General features: G+C 66.7%; 25 protein-coding genes. 18 read left to right on the forward strand and 7 right to left on the reverse strand.

Annotated features, from left to right (window positions below):
• Positions 1 to 133: 133 nt before the first annotated feature.
• The 8 genes from AB0N05_RS04635 (at position 134) to AB0N05_RS04670 (ending at position 7259) form a co-directional block, all read left to right on the forward strand.
• Positions 134 to 583 (forward strand): MoaF N-terminal domain-containing protein, encoded by a 450-nt coding sequence (locus tag AB0N05_RS04635; RefSeq protein ID WP_364687587.1) that lies wholly within the window; start codon positions 134 to 136, stop codon positions 581 to 583.
• Between the two features lie 75 nt (positions 584 to 658).
• Complete coding sequence (locus AB0N05_RS04640) at positions 659 to 1582, forward strand: helix-turn-helix domain-containing protein (protein WP_364687589.1); 924 nt, start codon at positions 659 to 661, stop codon at positions 1580 to 1582.
• Positions 1579 to 2109, forward strand: coding sequence for a dihydrofolate reductase family protein (locus AB0N05_RS04645; RefSeq protein WP_364687591.1), 531 nt, complete (start codon positions 1579 to 1581; stop codon positions 2107 to 2109). Before AB0N05_RS04640 ends, AB0N05_RS04645 begins: the two co-directional genes overlap by 4 nt.
• Positions 2110 to 2241: 132 nt before the next feature.
• Positions 2242 to 3084, forward strand: a complete 843-nt coding sequence (locus AB0N05_RS04650; protein WP_364687593.1) for an NUDIX hydrolase — start codon at positions 2242 to 2244, stop codon at positions 3082 to 3084.
• A gap of 112 nt (positions 3085 to 3196) precedes the next feature.
• The gene (locus tag AB0N05_RS04655) at positions 3197 to 3964 is read left to right on the forward strand and encodes an enoyl-CoA hydratase-related protein (protein ID WP_364687595.1); all 768 of its coding nucleotides are present in this window, start codon (positions 3197 to 3199) and stop codon (positions 3962 to 3964) included.
• A 35-nt stretch (positions 3965 to 3999) separates the two neighbouring features.
• Complete coding sequence (locus AB0N05_RS04660) at positions 4000 to 4983, forward strand: class I SAM-dependent methyltransferase (protein WP_364687597.1); 984 nt, start codon at positions 4000 to 4002, stop codon at positions 4981 to 4983.
• Between the two features lie 16 nt (positions 4984 to 4999).
• Positions 5000 to 6268: a class I SAM-dependent methyltransferase gene (locus AB0N05_RS04665; protein WP_364687599.1), complete on the forward strand. Its 1269-nt coding sequence runs from the start codon at positions 5000 to 5002 to the stop codon at positions 6266 to 6268.
• Positions 6269 to 6368: 100 nt separating this feature from the next.
• A complete protein-coding gene (locus AB0N05_RS04670) occupies positions 6369 to 7259 on the forward strand; it encodes a LysR family transcriptional regulator (RefSeq protein WP_364687601.1) in 891 nt (296 codons plus the stop codon).
• Position 7260: 1 nt separating this feature from the next.
• Here AB0N05_RS04670 and AB0N05_RS04675 read toward each other — a convergent pair whose 3' ends face one another.
• Positions 7261 to 7656, reverse strand: a complete 396-nt coding sequence (locus AB0N05_RS04675; RefSeq protein ID WP_364687603.1) for a PPOX class F420-dependent oxidoreductase — start codon at positions 7654 to 7656, stop codon at positions 7261 to 7263.
• 79 nt (positions 7657 to 7735) lie between these two features.
• On the opposite strand from AB0N05_RS04675, the gene AB0N05_RS04680 reads away from it, so the two are divergent.
• Positions 7736 to 8170 carry a MarR family transcriptional regulator gene (locus AB0N05_RS04680; protein ID WP_364689479.1) on the forward strand — a complete coding sequence of 145 codons (435 nt, stop codon included), beginning with the start codon at positions 7736 to 7738 and terminating at the stop codon, positions 8168 to 8170.
• Positions 8171 to 8182: 12 nt separating this feature from the next.
• On the opposite strand, the gene AB0N05_RS04685 is transcribed toward AB0N05_RS04680, so the two are convergent.
• Positions 8183 to 9562, reverse strand: coding sequence for a PQQ-binding-like beta-propeller repeat protein (locus AB0N05_RS04685; RefSeq protein ID WP_364687605.1), 1380 nt, complete (start codon positions 9560 to 9562; stop codon positions 8183 to 8185).
• A gap of 151 nt (positions 9563 to 9713) precedes the next feature.
• Here AB0N05_RS04685 and AB0N05_RS04690 point away from each other — a divergent pair, with 151 nt between their 5' ends.
• The 3 genes from AB0N05_RS04690 to AB0N05_RS04700 are packed head-to-tail and all read left to right on the forward strand — an operon-like array spanning position 9714 to position 11503.
• Positions 9714 to 10451, forward strand: coding sequence for an acyltransferase (locus AB0N05_RS04690; RefSeq protein ID WP_364689482.1), 738 nt, complete (start codon positions 9714 to 9716; stop codon positions 10449 to 10451).
• Positions 10452 to 10484: 33 nt separating this feature from the next.
• Complete coding sequence (locus AB0N05_RS04695) at positions 10485 to 11030, forward strand: DUF1697 domain-containing protein (RefSeq protein WP_364687607.1); 546 nt, start codon at positions 10485 to 10487, stop codon at positions 11028 to 11030.
• Positions 11027 to 11503 (forward strand): hypothetical protein, encoded by a 477-nt coding sequence (locus AB0N05_RS04700; RefSeq protein WP_364687609.1) that lies wholly within the window; start codon positions 11027 to 11029, stop codon positions 11501 to 11503. Before AB0N05_RS04695 ends, AB0N05_RS04700 begins: the two co-directional genes overlap by 4 nt.
• Before the next feature lie 15 nt (positions 11504 to 11518).
• On the opposite strand, the gene AB0N05_RS04705 is transcribed toward AB0N05_RS04700, so the two are convergent.
• Genes AB0N05_RS04705 through AB0N05_RS04715 form a run of 3 tightly spaced genes read right to left on the reverse strand, consistent with a single transcriptional unit; the run spans position 11519 to position 15089 of the window.
• The gene (locus AB0N05_RS04705; protein WP_364687611.1) at positions 11519 to 12781 is read right to left on the reverse strand and encodes a glycosyltransferase family 4 protein; all 1263 of its coding nucleotides are present in this window, start codon (positions 12779 to 12781) and stop codon (positions 11519 to 11521) included.
• Entirely contained in the window at positions 12778 to 14307 is a 1530-nt protein-coding gene (locus AB0N05_RS04710) for a glycoside hydrolase family 57 protein (RefSeq protein WP_364687613.1), read from the reverse strand. The genes AB0N05_RS04705 and AB0N05_RS04710 overlap by 4 nt, the downstream gene beginning before the upstream one ends.
• Positions 14304 to 15089 carry a class I SAM-dependent methyltransferase gene (locus AB0N05_RS04715; protein WP_364687615.1) on the reverse strand — a complete coding sequence of 262 codons (786 nt, stop codon included), beginning with the start codon at positions 15087 to 15089 and terminating at the stop codon, positions 14304 to 14306. The genes AB0N05_RS04710 and AB0N05_RS04715 overlap by 4 nt, the downstream gene beginning before the upstream one ends.
• A gap of 192 nt (positions 15090 to 15281) precedes the next feature.
• Here AB0N05_RS04715 and AB0N05_RS04720 point away from each other — a divergent pair, with 192 nt between their 5' ends.
• The 4 genes from AB0N05_RS04720 (at position 15282) to AB0N05_RS04735 (ending at position 18735) form a co-directional block, all read left to right on the forward strand.
• Entirely contained in the window at positions 15282 to 16067 is a 786-nt protein-coding gene (locus AB0N05_RS04720; RefSeq protein ID WP_364687617.1) for an electron transfer flavoprotein subunit beta/FixA family protein, read from the forward strand.
• Positions 16068 to 16136: 69 nt separating this feature from the next.
• The gene (locus AB0N05_RS04725; RefSeq protein WP_364687619.1) at positions 16137 to 17096 is read left to right on the forward strand and encodes an electron transfer flavoprotein subunit alpha/FixB family protein; all 960 of its coding nucleotides are present in this window, start codon (positions 16137 to 16139) and stop codon (positions 17094 to 17096) included.
• Between the two features lie 235 nt (positions 17097 to 17331).
• Positions 17332 to 17730, forward strand: coding sequence for a hypothetical protein (locus AB0N05_RS04730; RefSeq protein ID WP_364687621.1), 399 nt, complete (start codon positions 17332 to 17334; stop codon positions 17728 to 17730).
• A 63-nt stretch (positions 17731 to 17793) separates the two neighbouring features.
• Positions 17794 to 18735, forward strand: coding sequence for an aminoglycoside phosphotransferase family protein (locus AB0N05_RS04735; protein ID WP_364687623.1), 942 nt, complete (start codon positions 17794 to 17796; stop codon positions 18733 to 18735).
• A gap of 24 nt (positions 18736 to 18759) precedes the next feature.
• On the opposite strand, the gene AB0N05_RS04740 is transcribed toward AB0N05_RS04735, so the two are convergent.
• Positions 18760 to 19206, reverse strand: a complete 447-nt coding sequence (locus AB0N05_RS04740; protein WP_364687625.1) for a DUF1707 domain-containing protein — start codon at positions 19204 to 19206, stop codon at positions 18760 to 18762.
• 64 nt (positions 19207 to 19270) lie between these two features.
• Positions 19271 to 20128 carry a LysR family transcriptional regulator gene (locus tag AB0N05_RS04745; protein ID WP_364689485.1) on the reverse strand — a complete coding sequence of 286 codons (858 nt, stop codon included), beginning with the start codon at positions 20126 to 20128 and terminating at the stop codon, positions 19271 to 19273.
• 113 nt (positions 20129 to 20241) lie between these two features.
• Between AB0N05_RS04745 and AB0N05_RS04750 the strand changes: the two genes are divergently transcribed.
• Together AB0N05_RS04750 and AB0N05_RS04755 are read left to right on the forward strand one after the other, a co-directional pair.
• Positions 20242 to 21534, forward strand: a complete 1293-nt coding sequence (locus tag AB0N05_RS04750; protein ID WP_364687627.1) for an NAD(P)/FAD-dependent oxidoreductase — start codon at positions 20242 to 20244, stop codon at positions 21532 to 21534.
• A gap of 93 nt (positions 21535 to 21627) precedes the next feature.
• Positions 21628 to 22230 carry a PadR family transcriptional regulator gene (locus tag AB0N05_RS04755; RefSeq protein WP_364687629.1) on the forward strand — a complete coding sequence of 201 codons (603 nt, stop codon included), beginning with the start codon at positions 21628 to 21630 and terminating at the stop codon, positions 22228 to 22230.
• Positions 22231 to 22239 lie beyond the last annotated feature (9 nt).

The following is a 22239-nucleotide window of genomic DNA, read 5'->3' on the forward strand; positions in this document are numbered from 1 at the left end:
CGCTTGGTGCAGGCAAACTGTCCGCAATGTCGCCAGTATCGGATTGAGCTGGTGTGTTGCCGTAGTCGATGACGCGTAACCGCTTAATGGTTACCGCATGGCTTGCGGCGCGACTCGGGCGGAGGGAGCGGGTGTGGGTCGGATCGTAGGTGCGGTGGCGCTGGCCGCCATCGCACTAGCCGCGGCCGGATGCGTGGCCGATCCACCGGCGCCGCACAAGGTTTCGAAAACCCACGCCATCGAGGGGCAGGCCGCCGCCGCGATCCCCCCCGACCTGCACGGCAAAACAGTGCAGCTCACCTACGACAGCGGCTCCGGCGGCACCGCGACCTTCGCCGACGACGGCCGCACCCTCACCTATGTGGCAGCCGACACCGGCCGCAAAACCACCTCCCCGGTCGCCATCGAAACCATCGACCCCGGCATCTTCCTGGTCACCTGGACCGATGACAGCGGGGCCGTGATCAGCCAGGTGCAGGACTACCGCACCGGCAGAATCCAGGGAACCCGTGCACAGCGCCCCGACGCCGTCGCGCCCTACGACATCGAAACCCGTACGGGGTCGGTGCGGCTCACGGATTGATCGAAAATCGCGGTCGCGCAAGGTGCGCAAGATCGGTCAAGCGCCGACCTGCCTGCGTGTACCAAACTCTTTCACGTGACCAACGGACGTGACCGACTGCGCGAGCTGCTCGACGTGGTCCTCGATGAGGACAATGCGACGCTCGGCGAGATGGCGCAGGACGCCTACGTCTCGCCCTATCACTTCACCCGGCAGTTCTCCCGGGGCACCGGCGAGCCGCCGGTGGCCATGCGCAGGCGCGTGCTGCTGGAGCGCGCGGCCTGGAAATTGAGCACCGGCGCCACCGTCACCGATGTCGCGTTCGAGGCCGGATACGACTCGGTGGAAGGGTTCAGCCGGGCGTTCAGTCGCGCGTTCGGATATCCGCCGAGCGCGACTCGTCCTGGTACGAACCGGAATTGGCTGCCCTCGGCGAACGGCGTCCACTTCCATCCGCCGATGTCGCTGTGGGTGGAGAACACTGCGAAGGACAGGCCCGATATGGATCCGACTTCCCTGCTGCTGCACCACGATCTGGACGACACCCGTGCGCTCTTGCGGCTGGCGGCCGATCTCGACGAGGAACAGTACCGGCGGACCCGCACCGCGGAGGTGATCCTCACCTGGGACGGCCCCGACGATTCCATCGCCTCGGTGCTGGACAACCTGATCTGGGCGAAGGAAGTCTGGCTGGCCGCGATCGACGGGGCCGACACACCCCGGCACGAGCCCGCGGACCTGCCCACCCTCACGCGCCGCCTGGACGACATCGCACCCCGATGGCTGAACACGGTCCGGGAGATAGACCGGCGCGGCGGTTGGGGCGACACCCTCATCGACGCACTGTGCGATCCGCCCGAGAGCTTCGTACTCGGCAGCGTCATCGCGCATGTGCTCACCTACTCCGCGCACCGCAGGCAGCGTGCCCGCCAGTGGCTGCGCGGCGAACTACCCGGCGACCCGGCCGAACACGATGACGGCGACCCGATCATGTGGCTACGAAGGAGAGACCGAGCATGACTCGCACCATCTACTACACCGCGACCAGCCTCGACGGCTTCATCGCCACCCCCGAGCACTCCCTGGACTGGCTGCTGTCCCGCACATCGGACAGCGATGGCCCGATGGGCTACAACCCCTTCATCGCCGAGATCGGCGCAATCGCCATGGGCGCGAGCACATATCAGTGGCTCCTCGATAATCAAAGCGGCGAACCGTGGCCGTACCAAATGCCGAGCTGGGTGTTCACCCACCGCTACTTCCCGGCCCGCACCGACGGCGATGTGCGATTCACACAGGATCCGGCGGCGGTCGTACACAAGGAGATGGTGGCGGCCGCGGGCGACAAGAACGTCTGGATCGTCGGCGGAGGTGACCTCGCCGGTCAGTTCGCGGATGAGGGCCTCCTCGACGAGGTATGCGTATCGATAGCCCCAATCACACTCGGCGCGGGCGCACCACTGCTGCCCCGCCGCGTCGAACTGAAACTCGCGGAACTGGCCCCCAACGGAGAATTCGCCGCCGCCCGTTTCGAAGTCCAGAAATAGCGGTGAGCCTGCAGTGGTGCGGGGGTGCTCTCGACGTTTGCCTGCACCATTGCATGCTCGACTGTTGGGGCATCCGGTTGTATCCGAACCTGGTTCTATTCGTTCGCCCTAGCAACCGTTAGGGTGCGAAATGTGAGTGAGACAGTAGCCACGCCCGACTCTCAGCCTGCTGCTCGGCCCATCAAGGATGCGTCGACGGTGGTCTTGGTGCGCGATGGGGCGCATGGGCCTGAGGTGTTCATGCAGCGGCGCGTCAATGAGATGGCCTTCGCCGCCGGGATGACTGTGTTCCCCGGCGGTGGCGTGGATCCCTCGGACGCGTCGGTCGCGCTCGAGTGGGCCGGGCCCGAACCTGCCTGGTGGGGTGAACAATTCGGCACCGATGCCGGGCGCGCGCAGGCACTGGTGTGCGCGGCCGTGCGGGAGACCTTCGAGGAGTGCGGGGTCCTGCTCGCCGGGCCGACCGCCGACTCGGTCGTCTCCGACACCTCGGTCTATGCCGAGGCCCGTGGCCAGCTGGAACGGCGCGAACTGTCCTTCGCCGAATTCCTCACCCGCGAAAACCTGGTCCTGCGCGCCGATCTGCTGCGCCCCTGGGATCACTGGATCACCCCGGTGGTCGAGCCCCGCCGCTACGACACCCGCTTCTTTGTCGCGGTCCTGCCCGAGGGGCAGCTCGCCGACGGTGCCACCTCCGAGGCCGATGTGGTCACCTGGTGCACCCCCACCGAAGCCATCACCCGCTGGCGCGACGGCCTCGACGTCCTCCTCCCACCCACCTGGACCCAATTGGTGGCCTTGGCCGGATTCCCCTCCACCGCCGACATTCTCGCGGCCACCCGAGAGATCGCCCCCATCATGCCCATCTACGACCCCAACGGCCCCGGCCCCGCCCTGGCCTTCCCGCACGCCGACCTCTACTTCGCCGACCTCCCCACCAACGCCCGCCTCCGCGGCTCCCAGCGCCCGGAGTAGCACCTCGAACTTGCAGGCCGTCTCGACAGCCGCAGGCGTTGTAAGCCCTGCAGCTGTCGAGAACCCATGCAACCTCTGGGGGCCGGAGGCGACGGCAGTAGGGTGTTGCGCTGTGGCCGAATTCGTGACTGTGGACCGGGGTGTGGCGGAGGGCGTTGCCGTTCTCCGGATCGCGCGCCCGCCGATGAATCTGATCGATCTACAGGTGGCGCTGGAGGTTGCGGGGGCCGCCGAGGAGATCGGGGCGGACCGGTCGATCGCCGCCGTCGTGGTCTATGGCGACGAGCGCGTCTTCTCCGCCGGGGACGAGATGGCCGAGTTGGCCGCGTTCACGCCCGAGCAGGCGCAGGCCGTGGTCAAGGATTTCCAGAGCGCGTTGGGTTGCCTGGCTCGGCTGCCGCAGCCGACGGTGGCTGCCATCAGTGGTTATGCGCTGGGTGCCGGGCTGGAGTTGGCGCTGGGCGCGGATCGCCGGGTCATCGGTGACAATGTGAAGCTGGGGCTGCCGCAGATCAAGGCGGGGTTGATCCCGGTTTCCGGGATTCGCCGGTTGAGTCTGCTGATCGGGCCGTCGAAGGCCAAGGATCTGGTGTACACCGGGCGGTTCGTGGATCCGAAGGAAGCCGAGCGGCTCGGGCTGGTGGACGAGGTCGTCGCGCCCGACGATGTGTTCGAGGCTGCCTTGCGGTGGGCCAGGCAGTTCGTCGGTGGTCCGGGCGCTGCCCTCGCCGCGGCGAAGCGGGTGTTCGAGGCGGGTACGCACGGTCATGACCGGGCTCGTACCGAATGGGCGGATTTGTTCGGCACCGAAGATCAGCAGGTTGGAACACGTTCTTATTTGGCGGATGGTCCGGGCACGGCCCGATTCGTGGGCCGATAAGCGGGCTCACCGGGGCGTTCATTAGGCTGCCCTGCATGACTGCTCGTCCCAGCGACCCCGCGCCGAACCCGCACGCCACCGAGGCGGAGGTCCAGGCCGCGTATTCCGACAATAAGCTCGCCCAGGTCCTGTATCACGACTGGGAAGCCGAGACCTACGACGAGAAGTGGTCGATCTCCTACGACGAGCGTTGTATCGAGTACGCGCGCGGCCGCTTCGACGCCATCGTGCCCGATGCCGAGGCGCAGCTGCCCTACGATCGCGCGCTCGAACTCGGTTGTGGCACCGGCTTCTTCCTGCTGAATCTGATGCAGTCCGGCATCGCCAAGTCCGGTTCGGTCACCGACCTGTCCCCGGGCATGGTCAAGGTCGCCACCCGCAATGGCCTGAACCTGGGCCTGGATGTGGACGGCCGGGTCGCCGACGCCGAGACCATCCCGTACGAGGACGACACCTTCGACCTGGTCGTGGGTCACGCCGTGCTGCACCACATCCCGGATGTGGAGCTGGCGCTGAAGGAGTGCCTGCGCGTGCTCAAGCCGGGCGGCCGCTTCGTGTTCGCCGGTGAGCCGACCACCATCGGCAATATCTATGCCCGCCGTCTCGGCCAGGTCACCTGGAAGATCACCACCGAGATCACCAAGCTGCCGTTCCTGAAGGATTGGCGTCGCTCGCAGTCCGAGCTGGACGAGTCCTCGCGCGCCGCCGCCCTGGAGGCCGTGGTCGACCTGCACACCTTCGACCCCTCCGAGCTGGAGGCCATCGCCCGCCGCGCGGGTGCGGTCGAGGCGCAGGCCAAGACCGAAGAGTTCGCCGCCGCGCTGTGGGGTTGGCCGGTCCGCACCTTCGAGGCCGCCGTGCCCGAGGAGAAGCTGACCGTCGGCTACCGCATGGCGCAGTACAAGGCGTGGCTGGGCCTGAGCAAGCTGGACGAGAAGGTGCTGCGGCATATCGTGCCCCGGCAGTTCTTCTACAACGTCATGATCACCGGCGTGAAGCCGGGCGCTTCGGCCAAGTAAGCGGTTCCAGGACCCCGTGGGCTACGGCTTCACTCGCGACGATGTCGCCTATCTCAGCAGCGCGGCCGGTGCGGCCGCGCTGACTGAAGTCGACCGGTACGCCCTGACCACGGCGTCCCTGCTCCGCGATCTGGAGCAGGTCCGCCGCGAATTCGGTGACCGCTCAGCGGCTTTGGTCGACACGGTGCGGCTGCGGCGACGCGCCACAGCCAAACTGTCCGATGCGGGGCAGTGGCTCTTCACCGACGATGCCATGCAACAGGCCACCCCCACCGCCGTGGCGCGCCACCGCGCCACCCGCCTGGCCGGTCGTACCGTCCACGACGTGACCTGCTCGATCGGCGCCGAGCTGATCGAGCTGGCCCGGGTCTGTCCCGCCGTGATCGGCAGCGACCTCGACCAGGTGCGCCTCGATATCGCCGCCCACAACCTGCGTGCCGCCGCCGCTGAGCCTTCACTTGATGTGATTGCGGCCGAACATGATTCGGCAGACGGCGGCCACCCCGGTCGCTCCCGCGCCGGACGCGCGCAGCTCGGTGTCGGAGTGCCGAATGTGTTGCTGGCCAAGGCCGATGCCCTCCGGCCGAGCAGCACCGCCGACGTGGTGATCGCCGATCCCGCGCGCCGGGCGGACGGCCGCCGCACGCACGATCCGGCGAAACTGCAGCCCCCGCTACCGGATCTGCTCGAGGCCTACGCCGGGCGCGATCTGGCCGTGAAATGCGCTCCCGGACTGGATTTCGACAAGCTCGACTGGAAGGGCGAGGTCGAGATCGCCTCGTTCGACGGCGGAGTCCGCGAGGCCTGCCTATGGTCCCCGGGCCTGGCCGAGCCCGGCGTGACTCGCCGCGCCACGGTCCTGTCCTCCACCCGAGCCCCCGAGATTCTCACCGACGCCGACCCGGACGACATCCCCGAACGCGATCCCGGTGAATGGATCATCGACCCGGACGGCGCCATCGTCCGCGCGGGCCTGGTTCGCCACTACGCGGCGAAACACGTTCTATGGCAACTGGATCCCCGCATCGCCTACCTGACCGGCGACACCGTCCCGGACGGCGTGCGCGGCTTCCGCATCCTCGACCGCATGGATTTCCGCGAGAAGCCCCTCCGCGCCGAACTGAACCGCCGCGACTGCGGCCCCCTCGAAATCCTCACCCGAGGCGTCGATATCGACCCGGACGCCTTGCGTAAGCGCCTCAAGCCCACCGGCACTCACCCGCATACGCTCGTCATCACCCGAATCGGCCGCACCCCGACCGTCTTCCTCTGCGCCACCCCGTAATCAGGGTCGACCGCTGGGACGCCCTGACCGTCCCCATGTAGGCTTTTTCGGGCGCGCCAGGCTCGCGGTTGGTTCGCAGGTTGTGTGTGAGGAGATTCGGGTGGAGCTACGGGATATCGAGATCTTCCTGACGCTTGCCGAGGAACTGCATTTCGGCCGGACCGCGGAGCGGTTGCATGTGTCGTCGGCGCGGATCTCCCAGGCGATCAAGAAGCAGGAGCGGCAGGTCGGTGCGGATCTGTTCGAACGCACCAGTCGCGCCGTGCGGTTGACGGAGGCGGGGGAGCAGCTGCGGGACGATCTGATCCCGCTGTACCGCGGGCTGCGCGAGACCGTGTCCCGGGCGCGGTTGCGGGCGGCGGGCAAGACCAGTGTGCTGCGGGTCGGGATGCTCTCCTCGGTTGCGCACGAGCTGCGGGCGTACTGGGATACCTTCCGGGAGCGACATCCGCAGTGGGGGTTGCGGATTCAGTACAACGGGTTCGTGCAGCCGTTCGCTCCGCTGCGCAATGGGGAGGTCGATGTGCTGGTGTGGTTCCTGCCGGTCCGGGAACCGGATCTGACCGTCGGCCCGGTGGTGTACAGCGAGCGCAAGATGCTGATCGCCGCGGCGGATCATGAACTGGCCGAGCGGGATTCGGTATCGCTGGAGGTGTACGGCGATTTTCCGGCGACGACGGTCGGCGGTGAGCTGATGGACTACTCGGAGAACGAGTTCATGCCCTACGACACTCCGCGCGGACGGTCGGTGGACAAGTCGGTGCTCATCAAGAGCGCCGACGAGATCTTCACCGCCGTCTCGCAGGGCGAGGCCATCCACACCGTGGCCGCCTACGCCCAGCGGTATCACGCGCGCCCAGATATCGCGTTCATTCCATTCAATGACGCCGACCTGTTCCGCTGGGTCCTGGTGTGGCGCTCCGATGTCGAGGACGACCGCATCCGAGCCCTGGCCGCCATCGTGCGGGAGCTCGGCACCGCGAACCTCTAGCTCACTGGTGCGTGGCGTGGGTCGGGCGCATGACGAGGATGACGCGACGCGGGTGATCGCCGACCGGCGGCTCGTAGGAGAGTCCGTAGCGCCGAGCCAGCACGTCGAAGAATTCACCCTGCGGGTCGGTGTCAATGCGCTCGATGACGCCGCGCAGCTCCAGGTAGCGGTAGGGGGCGTCGGGGTCGTTGATGCTGATCGCCACCTGCGGATTGCGCGCGGTATTGCGGTGTTTGGCGCGATCGGTCGTGGTGGTGAAGCGAATGAACTCACCGTCCCAGATCTGCCAGATCGGGGTGACCTGCGGGCTGCCGTCCGCATTCAGGGTGGCCAGATGCCCGAACAGCGGCCGGGTCAGCAGGTCGGCGTGGCTTTCGGGAACTACGGGGTGGGTCATGAGGACGAAGATAGATTAGAGTTCTAATGCTCGTCAAGGTTCGAATGATCGAATGAGCTAATATGCACGAGTGACGTCGATGCCGGTCGAAGAACGCCTGGGTAGCTCCATCAAGCGCGCCGAACAGGCGCTACAGGGAGCCAAACTCGCGGCCCTGAAACCGGCGGGCGTCACCGTCCCCCAGTACGCGGCCCTCTACGTGCTGAGCCAGAACCCGGGCATCTCCGCCGCCGAGCTCGCGCGCCGGTGCGGCGTCACTCCGCCCACCATGAACACCGTGCTGGCCAATCTTCGCGATCGCGGCTTCATCGAGCGCACCCCGCATGCGTTGCATCGCAACGTCATCGAGACCCGCCTCACCGAGGCAGGCGAAACCGTCATGTACGCGGCCGACAAACGAGCCGTCCGAGTCGAACGCGCCCTGGCCGCCGAATTCACCGACCAGGAACGCGAATCCCTCATGGACATGCTCGCCCGCGCGGCCGCCCTCCTGGACTCCGTCCGCCCCGAGTAGTAACGAGGAGAGCTACTTCTCCGGCTTGAAGACGAACAGTTCGCCGATGCGGGTGGTCACCACGACCTCGCCCTCGGCTCCGACGGAGGTGCCGATGGTGCTGCCTTCCGCGCCGGGCAGGTCGTTGGATCGCACGGTCGCGCCCGAGCGGGTGTCGAAGGTGACCAGGGTGAGGTTGTCGCCCATCGGGGCGACGGTGTAGCCGGTGCCGCCCGCGGTCTGGACGGGGCGGCCGCGCAGTTCGAGATCTTTACGCTCCCAGGCGATCTCGGCGCTGTCGCCCTTGTCGCGAATGGCAATCAGGTGGCCTTCGTCGCCCGCGGGCACGATCAGCCCGTCGACCACCGATACCGCGCCGCGCGCCGGGAAGCCCAGATCCTGAACCCATTTGGTCTTGCCGTCGGAAGTGTCGACGGCCATCAGCCGATTGGCATTGTCGCCGACGTAGACCGTGGATCCGTTCGGGGAGAGCGTCGGGCTCGTGCCGCTGCCGCTGTTGAGCATCTCGGCACTCCAGTCGCGCCGAATCTCCTTGCCGTCATAGGTGAGCGCCACGAGTTCGGCGGTGCCCTGACCCGGCTGCCACACGGTCGCGTAGAAGCGTCCGGTCTTCTCGTCCACCGCCGACACATTCGCGACCGGGCATTGCGGCCCGCCGGTCGAGCAGTCGTCGAGGCCCTGATTGTCCGGCGGCCGGTTCAGTCCGGGCGTCTTCATGAAGTCGGGTTCGCCGAGCAGCTGATAGGTCGACACCTCGCGGTCGCCGGTCTGTCGGCTGAGCACGTCGATCTGCCCGGACTGCGTCACCGACAGCACCTTGCCGTCCCCGGTGAACTGCACCGACACCGGCACGCCCGCGACCGGTGTGCGCCAGCGCGGCTGTCCGAGCGCATTGAACGTGGTCACCGCGCCGTCGTCGCCGACATAGATATTGGTGGCCCCGTCCACGGCCGCCCCGGCCTCGATGGCGCTGGGCCCCATGGGATTGCAGAAGCGTTTGCGCCCGGTCTGCATCTGGAAGGAGAAGATGCCGCAGGTCGCCGTGCGCGTGGTGACGAACAGCTGCCCGTCCGATCCGATGGTCACCGGCGCGGCGACCGGCCCGCCGATCGGGCGCGTCCAATTCAAGGTCAGATTCCGGGATCCGGTGACCGGGCTGGCTCCGCTATTGCGGGCGTCATGGAACGCCTGCGGCCAGCCCTTGCCCGGCCCCACCCGAATGTCATCGACGGTGGTACTCCCGCATGCGCTCAACGCCAGCAGCCCCGCCGCCGCCACGGTCAGCGCCCGCACGACGGTCCCGCCCCGAGATAGCGAGGTACGGTCCGGTTCCCGGTCGCTGATGCGTGGTCCCTGCTCGACACGTCCGGTCTGCCGCCTGCCGCTTCGCACCTGCTGGTGTCCCTTCTGCCAGTACGGAAGTCTCTGGATTCTCGTGGGGCTAGTGCAACCGGAGCACAGCCTACTTTCGTGCCCGTGCGGTGGGACGGATACCCTCTTGGAAACGGCCGGTACTGATCCAGGGAGCAAGTTCGTGACGAGCATGTGGGGCGCACCGCTGCGCTCGCGTTGGGCAGGGTCGCGTCGCCGGGATCCCGAGCAGGCGCGCTTTCTGACCAGGGCGTCCTTGAATTGGATGCTCGCCAATCGCGCGTACACGCCCTGGTATCTGGTGCGGTATTACCGGCTGGCGAAGTTCAAGATGGCCAACCCGCATGTCGTCCTGCGCGGCATGGTTTTCCTGGGCCGCAATGTGGAGATCCACGCGACGCCCGAACTGGCCCGCCTGGAGATCGGCAAGTGGGTGCATATCGGTGATGGCAATGCCATTCGCTGCCATGAGGGTTCGCTGCGCATCGGCGACAAGGTGGTGTTCGGCAAGGACAATGTCGTGAACACCTACCTCGATATCGAGATCGGCGAGTCCACCCTGGTCGCGGACTGGTGCTACATCTGCGATTTCGACCATGTCACCGATGACATCACCCTGCCGATCAAGGATCAGGGCATTGTGAAGTCCCCGGTCCGCATCGGCCCCGATACCTGGATCGCCGCCAAGGTGACCGTGCTGCGCAGCACCCGCGTCGGCCGCGGTTGCGTGCTGGGCGCGCACGCCGTGGTGAAGGGCGAGGTCCCCGACTTCGGCATTGCCGTCGGCGCACCCGCCCGGGTGGTCAAGAACCGCAAGGATGCCTGGGACGCCGCCGCCGAGGCGCGCGCCGCCCACATGGCCGCGCTCGCCGATATCGAGCGCAAGAAGAACGGCGTCGCCGCTTCCTGATCAATGTCGGGCGGTCCCGGTAGGTTCAGCGGCATGCACAGCTATGCCGCTTTCCTGCGCGGGATCATGCCCGCCAACCCGAACATGCGTAATGAGAAGCTGCGCGCGGTGTTCGAGGGTCTCGGCTTCGACAAGGTGAGCCCCCTGCTCTCCAGCGGCAATGTCGTCTTCAGCACCGCCGAATCCGATACGGCGGCATTGGAATCCCAAATCCAGGAAGCCCTCAACGCGGAACTCGGCATCCCCGGCGGCACCCTCGTCCGCAGTCGTGAGCAACTTCAGGCCTTGGTCGACTCGGACCCGTTCCCCGGCCTCACGCACTGCCGCGAAACGTATCTGATCGTCACCTTCACCAAGAAGCATCTGGCGAAGCTCATCGAACCGCCCGCGGACACAATCGGTTCCACGGTCAAGGTCGTCGGCTACGACAAGAAGGCCGGAGCCCTCCTGTCCATCATCGACAACTCCGATCCGAGCACCACCGCGTTCATGGGCTGGATCGAGAAGGCCTACGGAAAAGACGTCACCACCCGCACCTTCCTGACCGTCCAGAAGGCCCTGAAGAAACTGGATGCGTGATGAAAAAGATTGCGCGATGGGTTGTTTCGGCGGGACTGATGGCGGCGGCCGTCGGATCCGGCGCGGGAATGTCCGGTGCCACCGTGCAGCCGGTGCCCGGGAGCAATGAGAACGACTATGTCGTAGGCCCGTTCACCGTATCCCTCGGGCCCGGCTTCATCGATGACGGAAACCTGCGGGCGCACAGCGAGATTCGGATCACGAACACCTCATCCGATTTCACGGGTGTGGCCAGGACCGGGGTCGCCTACTTCTCGGGACCCCTCGTCCTGGACGCCTATCGGACCCCGGTGACCCGGATCCTGAAGCCCGGTGAATCGCAGGTCGTGCGCGCGGAGATGACCTACCAATACAACCGGGTACAGGACAGCTACGTGCAGGCCCAACTGGTCGATTTCTGGTATTCCACCGGTGTTGAGATCCCGGGTACGACCGAGAATCTCGCGCACTCGCCGATGGCCGCGCCGAGCTGAACCCGGCGCGCGGGATCAGTACGGCTGGTTCGGATCCCGTTCCGGCAGTGGGCGTTCCACGATGACCGGGCGGCCGAGCGGATTGCGGACGCGGCGCTTGGCCTGCTGATAGACCAGCGCGGTTTCCTGCGCCACCACATCCCAGGCGAAGTCGGCGGTGAGGCGTTCGCGGGCGGCCCAGGCGCGGTCCTGCGCGGCGGCCGGATCGTCGAGCACGGAGCAGACCGCATCGACGACGCCGTTCACGTCGGCCGGTTCGAAGGACGCGCCCGTGACACCGTCGGTGACGAGATCGCCGAGCCCACCGGCGGTGGAGGTGACCAGCGGCGTACCCGCGGCAGCGGCCTCCAAGGCCACGATGCCGAACGGTTCGTAGCGGCTGGGCAGCACGACGGCGTCGGCCCCGTGCAGCCAGCCGAGCAGATCCTCATGGTCCAGACGGCCGATGAAATTCACGGCCCGCGCCACTCGATGCGCACGCGCACGCTCACGCAGCCAATCGAATTGGGTGCCGATGCCCGCTACGGTCAGCGTGGTCCCGGGATGCGCCTTGCGAATGCGCGGCAGCGCGGCGATGGCGTCCTGGATGCCCTTCTCGTATTCCAGCCGCCCGACATACAGCAGTCGCGGCGGCCCGGAGCGCGGCGCGCGCTCACGGAAGGTCCACGCGCCCACATCGATACCATTGCGGATCACCGTGACCGGCGTCCGATCGGGCTTATAGAGCCGCTCGACCTCGTCCTTCATGGATTCGGAGCAGGTGATCAGCGCGTCGGAGTCGTGTGCCAGCCACCATTCGACCGAATGCACCTGCTTGTTCACGCGCCCGGAGACCCAGCCGCTGTGCCGCCCGGCCTCGGTGGCGTGAATGGTGGAAACCAAAGGCACGTCGTAATACTCGGCGAGCGTGATGGCCGGATGCGCGACCAGCCAGTCGTGCGCGTGCACGACGTCGGGCGTCCAGCCCTCGCCGATGCCCGGCTTGTTCAGGGCGATGCCCGCCCGCACCATGGCGTGTCCCATGGCGAGGGTCCAGGCCAGCATGTCCTCGCCGAAGTCGAAGCACGGCGGGTCCTCGGCGACCGCCACCACCAGCACGCGGTCCTCGATGAACGAGTGGGTGGGATGGGTGGAGGCGTCGGTGCCCATCGGGCGGCGGGCCAGCACGACGACTTCGTGCCCGGCCGCGGCCAGCTCGGTGGCGAGGTGATGGACGTGGCGACCGAGCCCACCGACAACAACCGGTGGGTACTCCCACGACACCATCAAAATCTTCATTGGGGTCCTTCTGAGGCGGGGCCGAGCCGGCGCGCATCAAGCGCTGGGAACAATCCGTCGGCCGCGTACCATCCTGCCGCCAACTGGGCCGCTTTGGCGAGTTGCCCGGCTGAGACAGCGGCCGCGATCTCGCGCACCGCATGGGCGTGTTGATGGGCTCGGTCCCGAGCGTATCCGGCCGCGGAGTCCTTGGACACCATGAAGGCCCAGTCGCTGGAGACGGTGAGAATGGCCTCGCGCAGCAGTTGATCGGCGACCGGATCGCGCAGCCCGGTCTGATCGGCCCGCATCTTGTCGAGGGTGTCCAGCGCCAGCCGGACCACTTCGGCATTCAAATCGACGAGATCGGAAACCTGATCCCCGGCCCACACCCGCCAGTCCTTGCCCGAACCCCAGGAGGAGTCGGCCAATTCGACGGGTTCGCCCACGTAACCACGGTCCCGGGCATCGGCGAGGGTGCCCACGGTGACGCCCGCCTCGGGCAGCGCGCGCAGCACCTGTTCGAGCCATTGCGGGCCCTCATGCCACCAGTGCCCGAACAATTCGGTGTCGAACGCGGCCACCACGAGGGCGGGCCGCCCGATCCGCTCGGACTCGGAAATCAGGCGTTCCCGAACCGTTTCCACGAAGTCGGCGACATCCCGTTCGACGGCCGCGGCGGCGAGCACGGGATCGTAAGGAGCCTTGTCCGGGCCCGCCACGGTCTTGCCGGTCACGCGGGACGGCTTGAGACCGGTGGCGTGATCGTAGTGATGGAAATCACGGTAGGCGGACTGCCCCGGATACCCGGATTTCGGCGACCAGACCCGATAGCTGACATGCAGATCGCGTCCGAACGCCACCACATCGGAATCCCATACGGGCCGTCCGAGGGTGGTGTCGCCGCGCAGCGCGGGCCCATCGGTCATGAAGTGCGTCACGCCCGCGGCGGCATATCCGCGTTCCATGCCGGGCGTGAATCCGCATTCCGGAGCCCAGATGCCGGTCGGCGTATGTCCCCAGCGGTGTCGTGCGTCGGCGAGACCCTCGCTGAGCTCGAACGCCCGCAGCCGCTCATCCAGCAGCGGCTGGAACGGATGCGAGAGCGGACCGCCCAGCAGTTCGATGGCCTCGGAGTCGATGAGCTCCCGCCACACCGGCGACGCGCCGTGCCGCCACCGCTGTTCGAAATCCTCCAGGGCCTCCTCGGCCAGCCGATGCTCGTGACTGCCCAGTGCCACATTCCCGGCCATGGACGCCTCGTCGGCGCGCAGCCGCCAATTGCCCAGCCAGTGATGCATGGCCGACAGCGAGTACGGATCATCCAGCTGCGCCGCCAGCACCGGCGTGATGCCCAGGCTGATCAGATGCGAATGCCCTTCGGCGGCAAGGTTTCTCAGTGCCTTGGCCACGGGCAGATAGGACGCCGCCCAGGATTGGTACAGCCATTCCTCGCCCACCGGCCAGCGCCCGTGATGCGCGAACCACGGCAGGTGTGAGTGCAGGACCAGCGTGAACTGGCCTGGCACAGCGGACTTGGGGCTCACGACGGCTTCACCGCGATGGCGACCAGATCGAGGCTGGCATCGATATCCCGCTCGGAATCGGCGGTCAGCGCGAAGTCGTCCGTGCGCACGGCGGCCACATCGGCGGCCAGATCGGCGGGCCACGGCTCGCCCGCGATGGCGCGCTCGATCTGCGCGTCGATGATCGACCCGCCCCACTTCTCGTCCAGCGCAACCAGTTCCGGCCCGTGGAAGACGCCCGCCATGAGCTCCACCTGGAAACCGGCCTCGACAAGAAGTTCGGTCATTTCGGCGGCATTGAGCTCACGCGTGTGGAACGGGTTGAGCGGCGTATCGCGCCCCGGCGAGAAGGTGATCCGGTTGGGCGTGCTGATCAGCAGCTTGCCGCCGGGCCGCAGCACCCGCAGGCATTCGCGAATGAACTGCGCCTGATCCCAAAGGTGTTCGATGACCTGGAAGTTCACCGCGACATCGACGGATTCGTTCTCGAGGGGCAGATCGGCGAGGTTGCCCTGCACCATTTCCACGCGCGGGTACTTGGCCCGCACGTGCGCGACGGCGCTGTCGTCGTAATCGAGGCCGATCACGCGGGTGGCGACACCGGCGATCATGTTCGCGCCGTAGCCTTCTCCGCTACCGGCCTCCAGCACGGTCTTGCCTGCGCAGTGCTCGAGCAGTTGGGTGTAGGCGATCTCGTGCCGCCGGAACCAGTAGTTCTCCTCGGCGATTCCGGGCACCGTGCGTTCACCGGTCAGGGGCAGGGGATCGGTGTGGTGTTCGGTCGGTATCACGGCCTCGCTCATGGCTCCGACGTTAGCGGTTACCCATATCACAGCGGCCACCGGATCTGGTGATGGAGAACATCACAGCCTAAGTTACCCATGAGTAACTTAACGTAGGGTAATCTCCAGCGCGAGCTACTTTTGTGGACGCACGGCCAGCCGATCGTGCGACCGCGCACCCGTGCCACCAGAACAGGAGGTCGACGAAGACCAATGCCGAACATCGTCGTACTGATCAAGCAGGTTCCCGATACCTGGTCCGAGCGCAAGCTGTCCAGCGGTGACTACACCCTCGACCGCGAGGCCGCCGACGCCATCCTCGATGAGATCAACGAGCGCGCGGTCGAAGAGGCGCTGTTGATCAAGGAGGCGCAGGGCGGCGAGGTCACCGTCCTGGCCGCTGGTCCGGCGCGTGCTACCGAGGCCATCCGCAAGGCGCTGTCCATGGGCGCCGACAAGGCCATCCACATCAACGATGACGCGATCCACGGCTCCGACGCCGTGCAGACCGCCTACATCCTGGCCGCCGCTCTCGGCCAGGTCGAGGGCATCGAGCTGGTCATCGCCGGCAACGAGGCCACCGACGGTCGCGCGGGCGCGGTTCCGGCGATCATCGCCGAATACCTGGGCCTGCCGCAGCTGACTCACCTGCGCAAGCTGACCGTCGACGGCGACCGCATCACCGGTGAGCGCGAGACCGACGAAGGCGTGTTCAAGCTCGAGGCCACCCTCCCGGCCATCGTCTCGGTCACCGAGAAGATCAACGAGCCGCGCTTCCCGTCCTTCAAGGGCATCATGGCCGCCAAGAAGAAGGAAGTTCAGACCTTCACCCTGGCCGACCTGGGCGTGGACCCGGAGACCGTGGGCGTTGGCAACGCGGGCACCCAGGTGACCGGCGTGACCCCGAAGCCGGCGCGCACGGCGGGCGAGAAGATCGTCGACGAGGGCGAGGGTGGTCAGAAGATCGCCACGTACCTGGTCGGTCAGAAGATCATCTAAAGCCCACGAGCACAACGCCAGGGCGCAGTGCTTGCAGCTCGCCCCATAGACGCAGCAGGAGAAAGAACAATGGCAGAAGTACTCGTGCTCGTGGAGCACGCCGATGGTGCGCCCAAGAAGGTCACCACCGAACTGATCACCGCCGCCCGTAGCCTGGGCACCCCGGCCGCCGTCGTGATCGCCGTTCCCGGCACCGCCGACAAGCTGGCCGACGCGCTCGCTGCCGCGGGTGCCGAGAAGATCTACGTCGCGGAATCCGATGAGGCCGAAGGCTTCCTGGTGACCCCGAAGGTCGACGTCCTGGCCGCGCTGTCCGAGACCGCCGCTCCGGCCGCGATCCTGGTCGCCGCCACCGCCGACGGCAAGGAGGTGTCGGGCCGCCTTGCCGCCCGCATCGGCTCCGGCCTGCTCATCGATGCCATCGCGGTCAACGCCGATGGTTCGGTGCAGCACTCCATCTTCGGTGGCGCGTTCACCGTCGAGGCCAAGGCCACCGGCGACGTGCCGGTGATCTCGGTCCGCCCGGGCGCCATCGAGGCTGCCCCGCAGGCCGGCGCCGGCGAGAAGGTCGCCGTCGAGGTGCCCGCGCAGGAAGAGGGCGTCGTCAAGATCGTCTCGCGTGAGCCGAACGTGGGCGGCGACCGCCCCGAGCTCACCGAGGCCGCGATCGTCGTCTCCGGTGGCCGTGGTGTCGGTTCCGCCGACAACTTCGGCAAGGTCGTCGAGCCCCTGGCCGACGCCCTCGGTGCCGCCGTCGGTGCTTCCCGCGCCGCCGTCGACTCCGGCTACTACCCGGGCCAGTTCCAGGTGGGCCAGACCGGTAAGACGGTCTCCCCCCAGCTGTACATCGCCCTCGGCATCTCCGGCGCCATCCAGCACCGCGCCGGCATGCAGACCTCGAAGACCATCGTCGCTGTCAACAAGGACGAGGAAGCCCCGATCTTCGAGATCAGCGACTTCGGCATCGTCGGCGACCTCTTCAATGTCGCCCCGCAGCTGACCGAGGCCGTCAAGGCTCACAAGGGCTGAGGGCCAACGCCCTTCACCCCTCGGGTTGAACGCATTCGAGTGATCCCCGGCCGGAAACGGCCGGGGATCACTTGTTTTGGTGGGGAGGGGTATGGCCTCGGTCGGGAAACGACCGGGGCCCATTGTTTTGGTGGTGGCCCCGGTGAGAAACCTGTGAGCAGTGCGAACGACACTTTCAGCTGGGAAAAGTCGAGGCTACTGTGCAGCCGCAGGGATCTTGAAGGAGCGGGGAAACATGTCTGGTAATGCGGAACTGACCGAGGTGGTCGCCGATCTGCACTGGAACTTGGCGGAGTGGCTGGGGTCGGATGCGCAGCCGAAGGTGTTCGACAGGATCACCGGGGCCCTCGATGAGGAATTCAGTTCGGTGGTCACGACCGGGCAGGCGGTGGATCGGGAGACATTGCTGGCGGGGTTGTGGTCGGCGCGGAATCTGCAGCCGGGGTTGGAGATCGAGGTGTCGGAGGTGGTGGAGGTGGCGCGGGGCGGGAATCTGATCGTGGTTCGGTTCACCGCCGAGAATCGGGTCGCCGATGTCCGGACCCGGCGTTTGGCTACCGGTGTGCTGGTCACGGACGGCCGGACGTATCAGTGGCGGACCGTGCACGAGACGCCCGCGCCCGTCGAGTCGTGATTGCCTGGTGTGTCTTGGGTTGAGTGGTTGCCGGTCTGGTTTGCTGTCGGGCACGCTGGAGCGGTGACGATCTCACTGCCGGACAATGTTGCCGAAATAGTCGCGAGCATCTTCGGGGAGCGCGGGAAACGCTGGCTGGACGAATTGCCCGGTCTGGTGGAGGAGCGGTGCGCGGCGTGGGAATCGACGCTGATCGGTGCGGGATTCGCCGGGGGCACACACTCGTTCGTGGCCCCGGTGCGGCGGGCGGATGGTTCGACGGCGGTGCTGAAGGTGCCGATTGTGGATGACGAGAATGTAGGAGAACCGACCGGACTGTTCTGCTACGCCGGTGACGGCGCGGTCCGCCTCCACGAATTCGATTCCGCCAGTGGGGCGATGCTCCTGGAATGGGCCCAGCCCGGCACCGAACTGGTCTACCAGCCCGGATTCCCCAGCCTCGAGGGCGAGGCCAGAAATATCGAGAAGGTCGAATTCGCCTGCCGACTATTGCGCCGCCTGCGACGCGAACCGGTCGGCATCCCAGCGGATTACCCGGAACTGCCGCAGGTCGCCGACCTGGTCTCGCAGTGGACCCGCATGTTCGTCGAGGTGAAACCCGAACTCGCGCAGGTGATTCCCGCCCACCTCCTGGAACTCGCCGCCGACTGGTGCGCCCGCCTGCGCGTCCCCGACGGCCCCCTCCTGATCGTCAATCGCGATAACCACCTGGGCAATATCATTGCGGCCGAACGCGAACCATGGCTGCTCATCGACCCCAAGCCCTACCTGGGCGAAGCGGCCTTCGACGCCGGATTCCTGGGCATGATCCAGGTCCAGAGCTGGCCCACCCCCGAACACGCCCGCACAGTCATCGCCCGCACCGCCGAAGGCCTCGAAATCGACACCGACCGCGCCCGCGGCTGGGCCTTCATGCGCGCCATGGAGCAAATCGCCTGGTCCTTCGAAGACGAAGAGCCAGAGGACATGCGACTACATCTGGCCGTGGCGACCGCCCTGGCCTGATCCGCGCCGGGAACGGACCGGGCCTCAGGGCTTGTTCTGTTCCCGCTCCTGCGCGACCCGCTGATTGTCCCGCCCCACGATGATGCCGATGGTGGTCGGAATGAAGAGCGCCAGACCCCAAGGCACCGCCACCCAGAACGGCCAGAAATAGCCCGCCCCGGTGGCCACCCAGGTCAGCAGGCACAGCGCGTTCACGAACACCCAAGGCGTCCACATGATCTTGACCCACGTCGGCACCACCCCGCCGCCCGTCGTGGCCTGCGCCCGCGACCCCGGCACACGCGAATTCTTCACCGCCGGTAGATCGGACAGCACCGGAGTCAGCTCGCCATAGGTCTTGGCGGCATATACCTGCTGTAGTCGCTCGTCGAACTCATGCAGGTTGAGCCTGCCCTCATCCATGGCCTGCCGCAGCCGACCGACGATCATCTCGCGGTCGCCGTCGGAGGCCCGCATGTTCTCCGGTGTCACGTTTTTCAGCGTAGGTCGCCGAGCCGTCCCGCGCTCCCCCTATCGGCCACTGCCGGTCCGGAATCTAGGCGCAGTGCAGCGAGGCCAGCAGTGTGGTGAGGATGGGGGAGCGCCGGACCTCGCTGCGCACTACCGCTGAAACCGGCACTCGTAGTGGATGTCCGGCGAGGCGGAGGGTCGCGATGCCTTCGGTCTGGCTGTCGGCGTAGAGGATGGTCCAGGCGTCGGGGCGATTGATGAGTTCCATGGTGGCGGTGTGGTCGGGCGGGATGGGGGGACCGTAGGCCGGGCCGGTGGGTAGGTCGGCGAAGGCGGCGCGCACGACATTGTGGAGTAGTACCTGGTCGAGTTCCGGGGGCAGTAGTAGCGGGTAGGCGCTGAGGTCCGAGAGGGTCACGTCGTCATGTCCGGCGAGGGGGTGCGAGGTGGAGGTGGCGATGACCAAGTCCTCCACCCAGAGCTTCTCGACGGTCAGCCCGGGTTGGTCCACGCTGCCCCGGATGAGAGCAAGATCACAGTCGCCGTCGGCCACCGCTTGAATGCGCTGGCGGAAGGGTTTGATGACGAATTCGATCTCCGCGCCGGGATGCGCTTCGCGTGCTCCGGCGATGGCCGATAGTGATCTTGTTGCGAAGCTCATATTGGCTGCGAGGCGAATGCGTGGTCCGGAGGCCCTCACAGCTGCGCGAATGGCGGATTCGAGGCTCAGCATTTGCTTCGCAAGCGGAAGTAGCCGAGTGGTCGCGTCGGTGGGTACGACCGACCGGGTGGACCGCTCGAAGAGGGGTACGCCGAGGTCGCGTTCGAGCCGCGCGATCTGGTGACTGATGGCTGATTGCGATATGAACGACCGGGTCGCGGCGCGGCTGAAGCTGAGCTCCTCGCAGACCGCGACGAAGTAGGCCAGTTGGCGCAGCTCCACGGCATCTCTCCCATTCATGATCAACCTAGATAAGAGTCATCTTGATTATGCGCCCTGACCCCTGGAACATTCACGCTTCGAATCACGGTTGGTAATGACAGAAGGAGGCTGTCATGCAATACGTGGGTGCGGGAATCGAAACCACTGATGTCGTCATCGTCGGATCGGGCTTCGGAGGTCTCGCCGCCGCGAAGCAGTTGAACAAGTCGGGGGTCCCCTACGTCCTCATCTCCAGCACGCCGGAACATCTCTTCCAGCCACTGCTCTATCAGGTAGCGACGGGTGTGCTGCCCTCGGATGAGATCGCCCCTCCAATCGCCAACATCATTCGTCATCACAAGCACGGCCAGGCCCGCCTCGGCAAGGTGGTGGACATCGACGCGGACGCCGCGGTGCTCACCTACGACACCGCCGAGGGGCGTAAGCAGATCCGCTACGGCAAGCTGATCGCCGCCACCGGAGCCAGCCAGTCCTATTTCGGCCGTGACGAATTCGCCGACAAGACCTATTCGCTCAAGACCATCGACGATGCCAAGCGCCTGCGCGCGCAGATCGAGCGCGTCTTCGAGGCCGCCAAGAACGCCGATCCGGAAACCCGCCAGCGCCTGCTGAGTTTCGTGGTGGTCGGCGCGGGCGCGACCGGCGTCGAGGTCGCGGGCCAGCTCAAGGAACTCTCGAAGCGGTATTACCACCTTGATGTTTCGGTGACGCTGGTCGAAGGCGCGGGCGCGGTCCTGCCGCCCTTCGGTGGCGGACTCTCGGAATACGCCAAGCAATCGCTGAGCAAGAGCGGCGTCGAGGTGCTCCTGGATACGTTCGTCACCGATATCGAGGTCGGAAAGGTGACCGTCAAGAGCAAGGACGGCGTCGAGCGCCGCATTGGCGCCGAGACCGTGGTGTGGTCGGCGGGCGTGCAGGCGGGCGGCTTCACCAAGCTGCTGGCCGAGGCCACCGGGTGTGAGACCGATCGGGCCGGGCGACTCCTCATTAATCCGGACTGCACCGTCGGCGGGCACGCGGACATCTTCGCCATCGGCGATATGACCTCGCTCAAGGGCTACCCGGGCCAGTCGCCGGTGGCCATGCAGGAGGGCCGCCACGTCGCCGACATCATTCGCGGCAAGAAGCCGGCGGCCACCGAGTTCACGTACTGGGACAAGGGCAGCATGGCGGTGATCAGCCGGTTCAGCGCGGTCACCAAGGTGAATCAGCGCATTCGCTTCACCGGCACCATCGCCTGGTTCGCGTGGCTGGCGGTGCACCTGTTCTACCTGGTGGGCTTCCGGAATCGGTTCGCGGCGGTGGCGTCCTGGCTGGTGGCCTTCATCGGGCATGGCCGTCCCGGTTTCCAGGAGGTCGAGAAGGATACGGCCGCACAGGTTCTGGCGACGCAGCGCGCGGCCTGACCTGACGCTTGTCGACGAGCCGCCCGGCATTCACCGCCGGGCGGCTCGTCCGCGTGTGTGGGTGTCCCGGGGCCGGGGAGTTAACCTGCGACTATGGCTGTTCCTACAACCCGATTGATGGTGCTGGCGGTGGTGCGGCTGCTGCAACCGGTGCACGGCTACGACGTTCGCCGCGAACTGCTGTCCTGGCATGCCGACGACTGGGCCAATGTGAAGCCCGGTTCGGTCTATGGGGCGCTGAATACCTTGCAGCGGGACGGGCTCATCTCGGTGGAGGAGGTGGGGCAGGACGGCGCTCGCCCGGAACGGACCACCTATCGGCTGACCGCCGAGGGGGAGAAGGAGTTCGGCGAGATGCTGCGCGAGGCGCTGTTCGCGGCCGATCAGCTCAAGCATCCGTATTTCGCGTCGGTGGCGCTGTTTCCGCATGCGCCCAAGGCCGATGTGCTCGCCGCGCTGCGCAGCCGGATTCTGAAGTTCGAGTCGGATCTGGTGTTTCTGGATCGGGAGCAGGAGCGGATTCTCGCGGGCAGCGGGAATCCATCGGAGGCGGAACCGTTCCATGTCGCCGATGCGATGCGGCTGCAGGCCGATCATGTGCGGGCGGATCTGGAGTGGTCGAAGCGGACCGTGCGGCGCATCGAGAGCGGTGAGCTGGATGTGTGGGGCCTGGCCGGGCCGCCACCGATCAAGTAGTCAAATTTG

It is taken from the genome of Nocardia sp. NPDC051030, from assembly GCF_040683015.1.
GTDB lineage: Bacteria > Actinomycetota > Actinomycetes > Mycobacteriales > Mycobacteriaceae > Nocardia.